Below are 13278 nucleotides of genomic sequence, written 5' to 3' on the forward strand. Positions count from 1 at the left end.
CCCCTTCGCATCCCGCCCCGGCAGGCCGTTCCGCACGCCCGGAAGCCGGGTAGACCGCCCTTCGACAGCGCCCTGAGCACGGGTACGATGCGGAACAGCGTGGGAACCCCGGGTGATAACCGGCAGATGACGGGGGACATTTCGTGGGGGACGTGATGAACTTCGGCACGCAGGACCCCCAGGGCCTGCACGCCCCGGCCGAACTCGCCTGGCTGCGCGGGGTGGACGCGTACACCATCGGCGGATACGCGCAGGCCGAGGAGGAGTTCCGCACCGCGGTGCGGCTCGATCCGGGGATGGCCGACGCCTGGCTGGGCCTGCACGCGCTGCGCGCCGACACCGCGACCGCGCTGCTGCGGATGCACCACCACCGGGAACGCTTCGGCGAACAGCGCGCCCGGCACGGGCGCACCCTCAACTCCTGGTACTGGCTGGGCTGGTGGGTGCAGCCGGTACTGGAGTACGAGCGGGACCTGCTGCTGGCGCACGCCTCGCACTGGCTGGACGGGCGCCACGTCGCCGAACTCGACCGTGCCCTGGCGGGCTGCCCCCCGGTGGACGCCGACCCGCAGGTGCGGTTCCTGCACGCCTGCCGGGCCTATCTGGCCAAGGACTGGGAAGGGCTGGTCGCGCACACCGAGCCGTTGGTGGACGATCCCCTGCTGGGCATCGAGGCCGGGCTGTTCGCGGGCATGGCCCGGGTCCGGCTGGAGATGTACGGGCAGGCCGAACCGCTGCTCGCGGCCGCACTGATGCGCTGCCGCAGCGAGCAGCCGCAGCGCAAGGAACTGCGCTACTGGTTGGCCCGCGCCCGCGAGGGCACCGGGCGCAGCGCCGCGGCACTGCCGCTCTACCGCGCGGTGCACCGGATCGACCCGACGTTCATGGACACGGCGGCCCGGCTGACGACGATCGCGGACGGCGACGGTGGCGGCACGGCGGAGGATCTGGCAGCCGTCGTGCTCTCCGGCTCGCTGGGCGGCCCGGACCGGACCACGGCCCCGGAACTGTTCGACAGAGGTGCCGAACCGCCCGGCGACCCGGCACAGCCCGCCGATCCGGCGGATCCCACCGACGGCGCCGCAGCCGAGGAGAGCCGCGCCCTCGGAGGCTCGGGGTTCCGGGACGGCGGCGCACGCCGCAAGGACCCGGGCGGGCCGCCGGGCACCGCCGGTGGCGGGGAGCCGGAGCCGGCGGACGACGCCGGGGCCGCCGACCCGCTGGTGGATCCGGAGGTGGACGCGCTGCGCCTGGAGGACTCCGGCGACCCGGCCGAACCGGTCCGCGTCGACACGGGCGTGCTGCGCGGGCGCCGGGCCGCCGCCGGGGACGGCAGAGTGCCGGCCGGGCCCTCGGACCCGGTGCTGCTGGCGCAGGCGCTGGAGGAGTTGGAGCGGATGGTCGGCCTGGAGCCGGTCAAGCGCCAGGTCCGGGCGCTTTCCGCGCAGTTGCACATGGCGCGGCTGCGTGCCGGTCAGGGGCTGCCCGTCCAGCCGCCGAAGCGGCACTTCGTCTTCTCCGGCCCCTCCGGCACGGGCAAGACCACGGTGGCCCGGATCCTGGGCCGGGCCTTCTACGCGCTCGGGCTGCTGGGCGGCGACCATCTGGTCGAGGCGCAGCGGGCCGATCTGGTGGGCGAGTTCCTGGGGCAGACGGCGGTCAAGGCCAACGAGCTGATCGACTCGGCGCTGGGCGGGGTGCTGTTCGTCGACGAGGCGTACGCGCTCTCCAACTCGGGTTACTCCAAGGGCGACGCGTACGGCGACGAGGCGCTGCAGGTGCTGCTCAAACGCGCGGAGGACAACCGGGACCAGCTGGTGGTGATCCTGGCGGGCTACCCGGAGGGGATGGACCGGCTGCTGGCGGCCAACCCGGGGCTCTCCTCCCGTTTCACGACCCGGGTCGACTTCCCCAGCTACCGGCCGCTGGAACTGACGGCGATCGGTGAGGTGCTGGCCGCCGACAACGGTGACGTCTGGGACGAGGAGGCGCTGGAGGAGCTGCGCAGCATCAGCGGGCACGTCGTCGACCAGGGCTGGATCGACGAGCTGGGCAACGGCCGCTTCCTGCGCACCCTCTACGAGAAGAGCTGCGCCTACCGGGATCTGCGGCTGTCCGGCTACGCGGGCACCCCGTCCCGCGACGATCTGGCGACGCTCCGGCTGCCCGACCTCATGCAGGCGTACGGCGAGGTGCTGTCGGGGCGGGGGCCGGACGGCTCTCCGCCGGGTGCGCAGCCGCCGCCGGGTTGACGACGCCCTTCGCGCCGCCGCTCCGGGAGTCCGGCAGGTGCCGGGCGCCCGGTACGGCACCTGCGGCACCGGCGGACGGGACGGCGGCGGCAGGGCCGGTCCCGGGGCCGCCCGGGTCGGTGTGGGCGGGATCGTGCACCTCGCCGACCAGGATCTCCAGCACATCCTCCAGCGCGGCCACACCCAGCACCCGCCCCGCGGCGTCGGCGACGGCGGCCAGGTGCGAGGCACCGGCCCGCATGGCGGTCAGCGCGTCGTCCAGCGGCAGCTCGCCGCGCAGCGTGGCGATCGGGCGCCACAGCCGCTGCGGCACGGCCCGGTCGGCTTCCTCCAGGTCGAGCACGTCCTTGACGTGCAGATACCCAAGGAAGCCGGCGTCCTCGGCCCGCACCGGGAAGCGGGAGTAGCCGGTGCGCACCGTCAGCTCCTCCACCTGGCGCGGGGTGACGTCGGTGCCGACGGTGACCAGCTCGGTGCGGCCCAGCAGGACATCGGTCAGCGGCCGGGAGCCGAGTTCCAGCGCGTCGGCCAGCCGCTCGTGTTCGTCCGGTTCCAGCAGGCCGGCCTGGCGGGAGTCGTCCACCAGCTGGTTGAGCTGTTCGCTGGTGAAGGCGGCCGCCACCTCGTCCTTGGGCTCGACGCGGAAGAGCCGCAGGACGAGGGTGGCACACGCCCCGAGTGCGGCGGTGACCGGCCGGGTCAGCCGTGCGAAGGCGACCAGTGCCGGGCCGAGCCACAGCGCGGTGCGCTCGGGCGCCGCCATCGCCAGGTTCTTGGGCACCATCTCGCCCACGACCAGGTGGAAGAAGACCACGACGGCCAGCGCGAGCACATAGCCCACCGGGTGCACGAGCGCCTCGGGCAGCCGGGCGGCGTGGAAGGCGGGCTCCAGCAGGTGGGCCAGCGTCGGTTCGGCCACCGCCCCCAGCGTCAGCGAGCAGACGGTGATCCCGAACTGCGCGGCGGCCATCATCTGCGGCAGCGTCTCCAGCCCGCGCAGCACGCGCCGGGCGCGCACCGATCCGCCGGCCGCGAGCGGCTCGATCTGGCTGCGGCGCACCGAGACCAGCGCGAACTCGGCACCGACGAAGAAGCCGTTGGCGAGCACCAGCAGTGCGGCGAAGAGGAGTTGCAGCACGCTCATGACGCCACCGCCTGCACGCTCCGGTCCGGCCGCCGGGATGCGCCGTCGGCCGGACCCGCGGGAGCGGCGGGGCGGGAGTCGGGAGCCACGATCCGGACGCGTTCGGCACGGTGGTGGGCCACGTGCCGGACCCGCAGCTGCCACTCCGGGCCGTCCTGGCCGACTCGCGGCTGCGGCACCCGCAGCCGGGCGGTGTCGCCCGGTACCGGGATGCGGCCCAGCAGGTCGGCGACGAGTCCGGCGACGGTCTCGTAGGGGCCTTCGGGGACCTCCAGGCCGATGCCGCGCAGGGCGCCCACCCGGCAGCCGCCGTCCGCCTCCCACGCCGGACGGCCCTCCGCTTCGGCCGGCGCCGGGGCCAGTTCGGGCAGTTCGTCGTAGAGCTGTCCGTCGTGTTCGTCGCGCACCTCGCCGACCATCTCCTCGACGATGTCCTCCAGTGTGACGACGCCGGCCGTCCCGCCGTACTCGTCCACGACCACGGCGATGGGCTGCTCGCTGCGCAGCCGCGCCAGCAGCGGGCGGACGGGGAGGGTCTGGGGGACGAGCAGCGCCGGGACGGCGATCCGGGCTGCAGGGGTGTGCAGCCGCCGGTGCGCGGGCACGGCGAGCGCGTCCTTGAGGTGCACCATGCCCACCACCTCGTCCAGGGTGTCCTGGTAGACGGGGAAGCGGGAGAGGCCGGTGGCACGCGTGAGGTTGAGGACGTCCTCCGCGGTAGCCGCGGCCTGCAGCGCGCCGACCCGGACCCGGGGCGTCATCACGTGCTGGGCGGTCAGCCCGCCCAGCGCCAGGGTGCGCACGAACAGGTCGGCGGTGTCCTGTTCGAGGGCCCCGGCACGGGCCGAGTGGTGGGCGAGGGAGACGAGTTCACCGGGGGTGCGCGCGGAGGCCAGTTCCTCGGCCGGCTGGACTCCGAAGAGCCGCACCAGGCGGTTGGCCGCCGCGTTCAGGCCCGCGATGACCGGCCGGAACGTGCGGGAGAAGAGGCGCTGCGGACCGGCGACGAACCGGGCGACCGCCAGCGGCCGGGAGACGGCCCAGTTCTTGGGCACCAGTTCGCCGACGACCATCTGGACCGCGGAGGCGGTCAGCATCCCGGTGACGACGGCGATTCCGCCGACGGCGCCGGACGGTAGCCCGAGTGCGCCCAGCGGTCCGCTCAGCAGCCGGGCCAGCGCGGGCTCGGCCAGCATGCCGGTGACCAGGGAGGTGAGGGTGATGCCGAGCTGGGTACCGGAGAGCTGGAAGGAGAGCTCGCGCAGCGCCAGGACGACGCCGCGCGCCTTGCGGTCGCCCTCGGCGGCGGCGCGTTCGGCTTCGGGTCTCTCGACGGTGACGAGCCCGAACTCGGCCGCGACGAAGAAGCCGTTGGCGAGTACGAGCAGGAACGCCACACCGAGCAGGACGAGCGGGAGGGTCATGCCGCGCCCCCGTGGAGACGGGACGCGGCGCATGTACTACAGGACGATCCGTCCATCGCTGGAGGGTCTCACTCCTCGGTTCGCAGGTGCCCGCGCGAGCGCGGGGCGGCTCACGCCGGTGTGCTCCAGAGTAGACACTGGGCCGCACCTCGCGAAGACGCGCGGCGCCGCGCCGGGGTTGCCGCGGCGGGCGTCCGGGCCGCTACTTTCCGGCTTCGGGCCCCGTCCCGCCCACGGCATCGCCCGATGCTCCGTTCGGGGCGGCGTCCGGGACGCCCTTGAGGTCGACCAGTGCCCGCAGGGCCCGCGCGTCGGCGAGGGCCTGCTGCTTGGCGATGCCCGGCTGGATGCCCATCGCGGGCAGGCTGGTCCCGTCGGCCAGATCGAGCGAGACCCAGGGGTCGCCGGGCCGCAGATGGACGGCGAGCACCTGCGCCCATTCGAGGCGCCGCTTTGTGGTGAGGTTGACGACTGTCACCGCGTCCTCGTCCGCGGTCACCCGGGGACGGCTCAGCAGCACCAGCACGCCGAGGAAGAGCACGGCGGTGCAGATGAAACTGGCCCGCTCGCCGCCGCCGAGCTGGAGCATCAGCGAGATGGCGGTGATGACGACGAACGCGGCGAGGCCGGCGCTCAACAGCACCGCGCGGGTGCGGGTGGGCCGGAAGGTGACGGGAAGCGCGGGCACCCGCGGACTGACGGTCATGAGCGTGCTCCGGTGGCGGTCACAGGCGGCAGGCGTGGATGCCCGTGGTGAGGATGGCGCGGGCGCCCAGGTCGTAGAGGTCGTCCATGATCCGCTGCGCCTCGGTGGTGCGCACCATGGAGCGGACGGCCACCCAGCCCTGGTCGTGCAGCGGGGAGATCGTCGGGGACTCCAGTCCGGGGGTGAGCGCGACGGCCTGCTCCAGGTGCTCGGCCCGGATGTCGTAGTCCATCATCACGTAGCTGCGGGCCACCAGGACACCCTGGAGACGGCGCAGGAACTGCTGCACCTTGGGCCCGTGCGGATCGGCTCCGGTCCGGCGGATCACGACGGCCTCGGACTCCAGGATCGGCTCCCCGGCGATCTCCAGGCCCGCGTTCCGCAGCGAGGTCCCGGTCTCCACGACATCCGCGATGACCTGGGCCACACCCAGCTCGATGGCCGTCTCCACCGCGCCGTCCAGGTGGACGACCGAGGCGTCGATGCCCTTGTCCGCCAGGTGCTTGGCGACGATGCCCTCGTAGGAGGTGGCGACCGTCAGCCCGGCGAGATCGTCGAGGGTGCCGACGGTGCCGGGCTTGGCCGCGTAGCGGAAGGTGGAGCGGGCGAAACCGAGCGGGAGCACCTCCTCGGCCCGCGCCCCGGAGTCCAGCAGCAGGTCGCGGCCGGTGATGCCGATGTCCAGCCGCCCGGAGCTGACATAGATCGCGATGTCGCGCGGGCGCAGGTAGAAGAACTCGACATCGTTCTCCGGGTCCACCAGCACGAGTTCCTTGCTGGCCTTGCGCTGCTGGTACCCGGCCTCATGCAGCATCTCCCCCGCAGGTCCGGAGAGGGAACCCTTGTTGGGGACGGCGATGCGCAGCATGCGGGAGCTTCCTTTGTTCGTGCGGCGGCAGAAGGTCGTGCGGTCTCAGAGGTGAGCGTATACGTCGTCGAGGGAGAGGCCCTTGGCGGCCATGAGCACCTGAAGATGGTAGAGGAGCTGCGAGATCTCCTCCGCGGTGCGCGCGTCGCCCTCGTGCTCGGCGGCCATCCAGACCTCGGCGGCCTCCTCCACGATCTTCTTGCCGATGGCGTGCACGCCCTGCGCGGCGAGCTCGGCGGTACGGGAGGTGCCGGGGTCGCCGGTGGCGGCCTTGTGCTGCAGCTCGGCGAAGAGCTGCTCGAATGTCTTGTTCGCCATGGTGCCTCTCACCCTACGCGGTGGCGGGGAGCGCTCAGCGCCAGGGCTCCGCGACCGTGCGCAGCGTCGCGGCGGTCGCCACGGCGGCCGTCACCGCTTCGTGCCCCTTGTCCTCGCTGGAGCCGGGAAGTCCCGCGCGGGCCACCGCCTGCTCCTCGTCGTCGCAGGTCAGCACGCCGAAGCCGATCGGGACGCCGGTGCGCACCGACACCTCGGTGAGTCCTTGGGTGACGCCCTGGCAGACGTAGTCGAAGTGCGGGGTGCCGCCACGGACGACGACGCCGAGCGCCACGATGGCGTCGTAGCCGCGGTCGGCCAGGACCTTGGCGACGACGGGCAGCTCGAAGCTGCCCGGGACGCGCAGCAGGGTGGGCTCGTCGATGCCCAGTTCGCGCAGCGCGCGCAGGGCTCCGTCGACGAGGCCGTCCATGACCTGCTGGTGCCACTGCGCGGCGACCACGGCCACCCGCAGGTCCTGGCAGTTCTTGACGGTCAGTTCGGGTGCGCCCTTGCCGCTCACGGTGCTCCTCGTGCATGTGTCGTGTGCTGTGTGGTGGTGGTGCCGACGTCCCGGATCCGCGCGGAGTGGAGCCCGCCGGATCCGGATCCGCGCGGCTACTGGGTGCCGCAGGGTGAGCTGCGCTCGGCGTCCAGCCAGGGCAGGTCGTGGCCCATCCGGTCGCGCTTGGTGCGCAGGTAGCGCAGGTTGTGCTCGCCCGCCTGCACGGGCATCGGCTCCCGTCCGGTGACGCGCAGGCCGTGCCGCTCCATCGCGGCCGTCTTCTCCGGGTTGTTCGTCATCAGCCGCAGGGACCGCACTCCCAGGTCGGTGAGGATCTGCGCGGCGGCCGCGTAGTCGCGCGCGTCGGCCGGAAGCCCCAGTTCGAGGTTGGCGTCGAGGGTGTCGCGGCCCCGTTCCTGCAGTTCGTAGGCGCGCAGCTTGGACAGCAGTCCGATGCCCCGGCCCTCGTGGCCGCGCAGATAGAGCACCACGCCGCGGCCCTCCTGCTGGACCCGCTCCAGGGATGCCTCCAACTGAGGCCCGCAGTCGCACCGCTGGGAGCCGAAGACATCGCCCGTCAGGCACTCGGAATGCACTCGTACGAGCACGTCCTCGCCGTCGGCGGGATGCCCGGGGTCACTCGGGCCGGTGAGGTCGCCGGCGACGAGCGCGATGTGCTCCACCCCGTCGACGACGGAGCGGTAGCCGTAGGCGCGGAAGTCGCCGTGCCGGGTGGGCAGCCGGGTCGTCGCCTCCCGCCGCACGGTGGGCTCGGCGGAGCGGCGGTAGGCGATCAGGTCCTCGATGGAGATGATCCGCAGCCCGTGCTTGCGTGCGAACGGGACCAGTTCGGGCAGCCGCAGCATGGTGCCGTCCTCGCCGGCGATCTCCACGATGGCGGCGGCGGGGCGCAGCCCGGCCAGCCGGGCCAGGTCGACGCCCGCCTCGGTGTGCCCGGCGCGGGCGAGCACACCACCGGGCCTGGCCCGCAGCGGGAAGGCGTGCCCGGGCCGGACGAAGTCGGCCGGTGCGGTGCCGGGGTCGGCGAGCAGCCGGATGGTGGCGGCGCGGTCGGCGGCGGAGATGCCGGTGGTGACGCCGTGCGCGTCGGTGGCGTCGACCGAGACGGTGAAGGCGGTGCCCATGGACTCGGTGTTCTCGGCGACCATCTGGGGCAGCGCGAGCCGGTCGAGGTCGGCCCCTTCCATGGGGGTGCAGATCAGGCCGCGGCACTCGCTCATCATGAAGGCGACGGTCTCGGCCGTGATCAGCTCGGCGGCGACCACCAGGTCGCCCTCGTTCTCCCGGCTCTCGTCGTCGACGACCACGACCGGGCGGCCTTCGGCGAGGTCGCGGACCGCCTCCTCGACGGGGTCGAGCGCGAGCCCGAACACCGCCCCGGAGTCGGCCGGTTCCGCCTCGGACGGGGGACGCGGGGCGGGGGGCGCGTCGTACCAGTTCGGCAGCGCGGTCATGGGCGTGCTCCTTCCTTGCGGTGCGCCCGGGCGGGGTACGGCGCGTTCACAGTGCGGCTCCGGCCGAGTGCAGCGCGTGCTCGGGGCGGGCGGCGGCCCGCGCGCCCGCCTCCTCGCGGGAGCGCTGCCACCAGGCACGCAGCCCCCACAGGACGAGGGCGAGATAGACGACGTAGACGAGGCCGGAGAAGGCCAGGCCGCTGCTGAAGGCGAGCGGCACCCCGACCACGTCCACCAGCAGCCAGGCGAGCCAGAACTCCACCAGCCCGCGGGCCTGGGCCACCATCGCGGCCAGGGTGCCGACGAAGATGTAGGCGTCGGCCCAGGGGCTCCAGGAGAGGGCGGGCACCAGGGTGAAGAGGGTGCCGACGGCGGCCGTGCCCAGCGCGGTGCCGAGGGCGAGCAGCCCGCGCTCCCGCCAGGTGGCGAACCGTACGGCGATGGAACCGTCCTGCGCCTGCCGCCGGCCGCGTCCCCACTGCCGCCAGCCCCACAGCGCCACTCCGATGACCAGGAGCTGCTTGCCGACGCCGCCCGCCAGCTGGGCCGAGGCGAAGGCGCCCACGAGGATCAGCCCGGACAGCAGCTGCACGGGCCAGGTGGCTATGGAGCGCCGCCAGCCCAGCGCGAGCCCGAGCAGCCCTATCAGGTTGCCGAGCATGTCGGACCAGATGACGTGCTGCCCGAAGGCGGCGAACGCCTCCTGGTTCAGCCAGTGCAGGCCGCTCATCGCGCCGCCCCGCTCTGCTGTGCGGCGCCGCTCTGCGGCGAGGGTGCGCCACCGCCTGGGGGCGGCGGCTGCGGGATGCCCTGCGCGGTCGGGCCCAGCAGCCGCTCCACGTACTTGGCGAGGACGTCGACCTCCAGGTTGACCGGGTCGCCCGGCTGCTTGGTGCCGAGCGTGGTGAGGGCGAGCGTGGTGGGGATCAGGGAGACGGTGAAGTAGGCGTCGGTGGCTTCCACGACCGTGAGGCTGATGCCGTCGACGGTGATGGATCCCTTCTCGACCAGGTAGCGACCCAGCCCTTCGGGCAGCCCGATGGTGAGGTCGGTGCCGCTGTCCGCGTCCTGCCGCGCGGTGAGGGTGCCGGTGCCGTCGACGTGCCCCTGGACGAGGTGGCCGTCGAGCCGCCCGCCCAGCGCCATGGGGCGCTCCAGGTTGACCGGCGAGCCCGCGGTGAGGGCTCCGAGGCTGGAGCGCTCCAGCGTCTCGGCGATGACGTCGGCCGTGAACTCGCCGTCGCGGGTCTCCACGACGGTCAGGCACACGCCGTTGACGGCGATCGAGTCGCCGTGCCGCGCGTCGGCGGTGACGCGCGGTCCGCGCAGCCGCAGCCGTGCGGAGCCGCTTCGGTCCTCGACGGCGACGACCTCGCCCAGTTCTTCCACGATTCCGGTGAACACTCAGGACTCCTCGGTCTGCTCGGACTGCCCGGCGACGGCGGCGGACGGGCGGGTGGTCGGGTGCGCGGTGCTGCCGACCGCGGTGACCCGCAGGTCGGGGCCGATGCGCAGGGTGTCGCTCACGGTGAGCCGCAACGCCTGCGCGATCGTGCTGATTCCGGCGTTCCCCAGGACGGGCGGCCCCGCGCCCAGCAGCACGGGGGCGAGGTAGCCGACGACCCTGTCGACCAGCCCGGCGGTGACGAAGGCGGCGGCGAGGGTGGCACCGCCCTCCAGCAGGACCGCGCGCACGTCGCGGGTGTGCAGGGCGGTCAGCAGCGCGTCCAGGTCGAGTCCGGCCCGGTCGCCGGCCGCCCGCGGCAGCCGCAGCACCTCGGCCGGGCTGCCGTCGGCCGCGGCCTCCAGTTCGGCGGTGTCCGCGTCCCGGGCGACGGCGATCAGGGTGGGCGCGGCGCCGTCGAGGACGCGGGCTCCGGCGCGTACGGCGGTGGCCTCGGTGTCGACGACGACGCGCAGCGGCTGGGTGGCGCCGGGCACTCCGCGCACGGCCAGGTGCGGGTCGTCGGCGCGGGCCGTTCCGGAGCCGACGAGGACGGCGTCGGACTCGGCGCGCAGCCGGTGCACGTCGGCGCGGGCCCCGGCGGAGGTGATCCAGCGGCTGGAGCCGTCGGCGGCGGCGGTGCGGCCGTCGAGCGTGGCGGCGTACTTCCAGGTGACGTAGGGGCGGCCGTGCAGGACGGAGGTCAGCCAGGCCGCGTTGCCGGCCGCCGCCTCGTCGGCCAGCAGCCCCCCTTCGACCTCGACGCCGGCGGCGGCGAGTGTCGAGGCGCCGCCCGCCGAGCCGGGGCCGGGGTCGGGCACGGCGTAGACGACGCGGGCGATCCCGGCGTCGATGAGGGCACGCGAGCAGGGGCCGGTGCGCCCGGTGTGATCGCAGGGTTCGAGTGTGACGACGGCGGTGCCGCCGCGGGCGTCCTCGCCCGCTTCGGCCAGCGCGTGGACCTCCGCGTGCGGGCCGCCGGCCCGCTGGTGCCAGCCCTCCCCGACCTGGCGTCCCACGTGGTCGAGGACGACGCAGCCGACGACGGGGTTGGGGCTGGTGGAGCCGAGTCCCCGCGCGGCGAGCGCGATGGCACGGCGCATCGCGTCGCGCTCGGCCTGCGGCGCGAGCGGCGCCTGGGGGTGGGGGGCCACCGGGTCCTCCTGCCTCTTCGGGCACGGACTCCGGGGCTGGGGGACTGTGTGACGGACGCGCGGCGGGACGACCTGCCGGAACGGGAGCGTCCGCTCCGGTCCGGCCGCAGCCTCCGGAACGGGACCGCCGGCCGGCGGCGCACCGATCGCGTCCGCCGCGCACTGCCTCCCATCCGGACTTTCACCGTCGGTCCAGGAATCTCACCTGGTCAACCGGCCGCTGGAGGCGACCGGGTCGCGGACTGTAACCGCCGGTTCGGACTTTCACCGACCCCGGAGTGCGCTGACGTCACTGGTACTCCCCCAGCTGTCGGCCGGGGGTACTCCCAGTCTGCCACGCGGGGACGGGTGCCATGCGGACGGCTGCTGTGCGCTGACTCACAGCAGCCCCGGGACAGCACGTGCGCCACCTGTGTCCCCAGGTGTTCGAGCGGGGTCCGAGCGGGGCACGATCAGCGTCGTGGGCCGCGCGGACCCGCCGCCGGGCGGCGGTACGGGCGCGCGCCGGAGGGCGGTGTCGGAAGGTGCGGCGGGGAGACGGGATGCGTACGGATGCACCCGGACCCGACCCGGGGGCCGGGGCGGGGACCGGTACGGAGGCGGGAACCGGCCCGCAGCCGGGTGCCGGGGCGGAGCCGGATGCCGGGGTGGACCCCGGTGTCGGGGCGCAGCCGCGGACCGGTACCGGGCGGCCCGGCCCGCGGACGGGCGGCCCCCGGAGCGCATCCGGGGCCCGGCCCGCGAATCCCGCGCGGGCCGGGCGGGTGGCGGTCTCGGTGGTCTTCGCCGTGCACGGGACGGCCAGCGGTACGTTCGCCACCCGGATCCCCTGGCTGCGCGAGCATCTCGGGCTGAGCCCCGGCTGGCTGGGGCTGGCGTTGGTCTTCATGACGGCCGGGGCCTCCGCGGCCATGCCGCTCGCCGCACGCGCGGCGCACCGCCACGGCCCGCGCCGGGCGCTGGCCGCGGTGTCGCTGGCCTGCTGCGCCGGGCTGGTGCTGCCGCCGCTCGCCCCGGCCCTGGGATGGCTGTGCCCGGCGCTGTTCCTGTACGGCTGCGGGCTCGGTCTGATGGACGTGGCGATGAACGCCCAGGGGGTGCGGGTCGAGGCGGAGTACGGGCGGTCGGTGATGTCCTCGCTGCACGGGCTGTGGAGTGTGGGGACGCTGGTGGGCGGCGCGGGCGGCGTGCTGGCCGCGCACGCGGGGCTGGACGCGCAGCTGCATCTGGGGCTGGCGGCTCCACTGCTGGCCGCGACCGCGGTGGTCGCGGCCCGGTGGACCCCGGACCGGGAGCCGCCCGGACAACCGGCGAGCGCCCGGGAGGGCGCCCGCGAGGACGAGGCGCCTCCGCGCTTCGCGCTGCCCACCCGCGGGGTCGTGGCGATCGGGCTGCTCGGCTTCTGCGCGGTGTTCGCCGAGGGCGCCTCGATGGACTGGTCCGGCATCTACCTGGCGGACGTGACGGGGGCCGGGCCCGGGCTCGCCGCCTCCGCCTACACGGCGTTCGCCTGCACGATGGCGCTGGCCAGGCTGTCGGGCGACGCGGTGGTGCGGCGGTTCGGGCCGGTGGCCACCGTACGCGCGGGCGGGGCGCTGGCGGCGGCGGGCGGGGCGCTGGTGGTCGCGGCACACACGCCGCCCGCGGCCGTCGTCGGGTTCGCACTGATCGGGGTGGGGATCGCCGTGGTGGTCCCGCTGTGCTTCGCCGCCGCGGGGCGCACCGCGGCGGCCGCCCCCGGGCAGGCCATCGCGGGGGTGGCCACCCTGGCCTATGCGTCCGGCCTGGCGGCGCCCGCCGCCGTCGGCTGGATCGCCGAGTCGACCACCCTGTCGGCCTCCTTCGGCGTGGTCACCGTTCTGCTGCTGGGGCTGGTGGCGGGAGCGCGGGTGCTGCGCACCTGAGATCCGGGCGGATCCGGCGCGGTACGGCGCCCGGTCCCGGGGGCCGTCGAGGGAGTACAGAGGCACAACACTGGTCGAACTAGTATG

General features: G+C 74.5%; 12 protein-coding genes and 1 riboswitch. Of the genes, 2 read left to right on the top strand and 10 right to left on the bottom strand.

Annotation, left to right across the window (positions count from 1 at the left end; translation table 11 throughout):
• Positions 1–155 precede the first annotated feature (155 nt).
• Entirely contained in the window at positions 156–2252 is a 2097-nt protein-coding gene (locus tag ACFYMO_RS18785; protein WP_388547729.1) for an AAA family ATPase, read from the top strand.
• Here ACFYMO_RS18785 and ACFYMO_RS18790 read toward each other — a convergent pair.
• The 10 genes from ACFYMO_RS18790 to ribD all read right to left on the bottom strand — a co-directional run bounded on the left by ACFYMO_RS18790 (position 2173) and on the right by ribD (position 11236).
• A complete protein-coding gene (locus ACFYMO_RS18790) occupies positions 2173–3396 on the bottom strand; it encodes a hemolysin family protein (RefSeq protein ID WP_366771946.1) in 1224 nt (407 codons plus the stop codon). The genes ACFYMO_RS18785 and ACFYMO_RS18790 overlap by 80 nt on opposite strands.
• A complete protein-coding gene (locus tag ACFYMO_RS18795; RefSeq protein ID WP_366771947.1) occupies positions 3393–4820 on the bottom strand; it encodes a hemolysin family protein in 1428 nt (475 codons plus the stop codon). Before ACFYMO_RS18795 ends, ACFYMO_RS18790 begins: the two co-directional genes overlap by 4 nt.
• A 202-nt stretch (positions 4821–5022) precedes the next feature.
• The gene (locus ACFYMO_RS18800; RefSeq protein ID WP_366771948.1) at positions 5023–5526 is read right to left on the bottom strand and encodes a PH domain-containing protein; all 504 of its coding nucleotides are present in this window, start codon (positions 5524–5526) and stop codon (positions 5023–5025) included.
• 19 nt (positions 5527–5545) lie between these two features.
• On the bottom strand, positions 5546–6394 hold the full coding sequence (gene hisG / locus ACFYMO_RS18805) for an ATP phosphoribosyltransferase (protein ID WP_019356186.1): 849 nt from the start codon (positions 6392–6394) through the stop codon (positions 5546–5548).
• Between the two features lie 45 nt (positions 6395–6439).
• Positions 6440–6712: a phosphoribosyl-ATP diphosphatase gene (locus ACFYMO_RS18810; RefSeq protein WP_019356185.1), complete on the bottom strand. Its 273-nt coding sequence runs from the start codon at positions 6710–6712 to the stop codon at positions 6440–6442.
• A 34-nt stretch (positions 6713–6746) separates the two neighbouring features.
• A complete protein-coding gene (gene ribH, locus ACFYMO_RS18815; RefSeq protein ID WP_366771949.1) occupies positions 6747–7232 on the bottom strand; it encodes a 6,7-dimethyl-8-ribityllumazine synthase in 486 nt (161 codons plus the stop codon).
• 95 nt (positions 7233–7327) lie between these two features.
• Positions 7328–8689: a bifunctional 3,4-dihydroxy-2-butanone-4-phosphate synthase/GTP cyclohydrolase II gene (locus ACFYMO_RS18820; RefSeq protein WP_366771950.1), complete on the bottom strand. Its 1362-nt coding sequence runs from the start codon at positions 8687–8689 to the stop codon at positions 7328–7330.
• 46 nt (positions 8690–8735) lie between these two features.
• A complete protein-coding gene (locus ACFYMO_RS18825) occupies positions 8736–9419 on the bottom strand; it encodes a nicotinamide mononucleotide transporter family protein (RefSeq protein ID WP_366771951.1) in 684 nt (227 codons plus the stop codon).
• Positions 9416–10093 carry a riboflavin synthase gene (locus ACFYMO_RS18830; RefSeq protein ID WP_366771952.1) on the bottom strand — a complete coding sequence of 226 codons (678 nt, stop codon included), beginning with the start codon at positions 10091–10093 and terminating at the stop codon, positions 9416–9418. Before ACFYMO_RS18830 ends, ACFYMO_RS18825 begins: the two co-directional genes overlap by 4 nt.
• Positions 10094–11236 (bottom strand): bifunctional diaminohydroxyphosphoribosylaminopyrimidine deaminase/5-amino-6-(5-phosphoribosylamino)uracil reductase RibD, encoded by a 1143-nt coding sequence (gene ribD / locus ACFYMO_RS18835; RefSeq protein WP_388547732.1) that lies wholly within the window; start codon positions 11234–11236, stop codon positions 10094–10096.
• A 206-nt stretch (positions 11237–11442) separates the two neighbouring features.
• A riboswitch (FMN riboswitch) is annotated at positions 11443–11573 on the bottom strand.
• Positions 11574–11829: 256 nt separating this feature from the next.
• On the opposite strand from ribD, the gene ACFYMO_RS18840 reads away from it, so the two are divergent.
• On the top strand, positions 11830–13191 hold the full coding sequence (locus tag ACFYMO_RS18840; RefSeq protein WP_388547529.1) for an MFS transporter: 1362 nt from the start codon (positions 11830–11832) through the stop codon (positions 13189–13191).
• Positions 13192–13278: the final 87 nt, after the last annotated feature.

Origin of the sequence: Streptomyces sp. NPDC007025, assembly GCF_042869455.1 — a bacterium.
Classification (GTDB): domain Bacteria; phylum Actinomycetota; class Actinomycetes; order Streptomycetales; family Streptomycetaceae; genus Streptomyces.

Coding starts and splice junctions, on each gene's coding strand:
- ACFYMO_RS18785 (WP_388547729.1), top strand. CDS start 156: ATGAACTTCGGCACGCAGGACCCCCAGGGCCTGCACGCCCCGGCCGAA.
- ACFYMO_RS18790 (WP_366771946.1), bottom strand. CDS start 3,396: ATGAGCGTGCTGCAACTCCTCTTCGCCGCACTGCTGGTGCTCGCCAAC.
- ACFYMO_RS18795 (WP_366771947.1), bottom strand. CDS start 4,820: ATGACCCTCCCGCTCGTCCTGCTCGGTGTGGCGTTCCTGCTCGTACTC.
- ACFYMO_RS18800 (WP_366771948.1), bottom strand. CDS start 5,526: ATGACCGTCAGTCCGCGGGTGCCCGCGCTTCCCGTCACCTTCCGGCCC.
- hisG (WP_019356186.1), bottom strand. CDS start 6,394: ATGCTGCGCATCGCCGTCCCCAACAAGGGTTCCCTCTCCGGACCTGCG.
- ACFYMO_RS18810 (WP_019356185.1), bottom strand. CDS start 6,712: ATGGCGAACAAGACATTCGAGCAGCTCTTCGCCGAGCTGCAGCACAAG.
- ACFYMO_RS18820 (WP_366771950.1), bottom strand. CDS start 8,689: ATGACCGCGCTGCCGAACTGGTACGACGCGCCCCCCGCCCCGCGTCCC.
- ACFYMO_RS18825 (WP_366771951.1), bottom strand. CDS start 9,419: ATGAGCGGCCTGCACTGGCTGAACCAGGAGGCGTTCGCCGCCTTCGGG.
- ribD (WP_388547732.1), bottom strand. CDS start 11,236: ATGCGCCGTGCCATCGCGCTCGCCGCGCGGGGACTCGGCTCCACCAGC.
- ACFYMO_RS18840 (WP_388547529.1), top strand. CDS start 11,830: ATGCGTACGGATGCACCCGGACCCGACCCGGGGGCCGGGGCGGGGACC.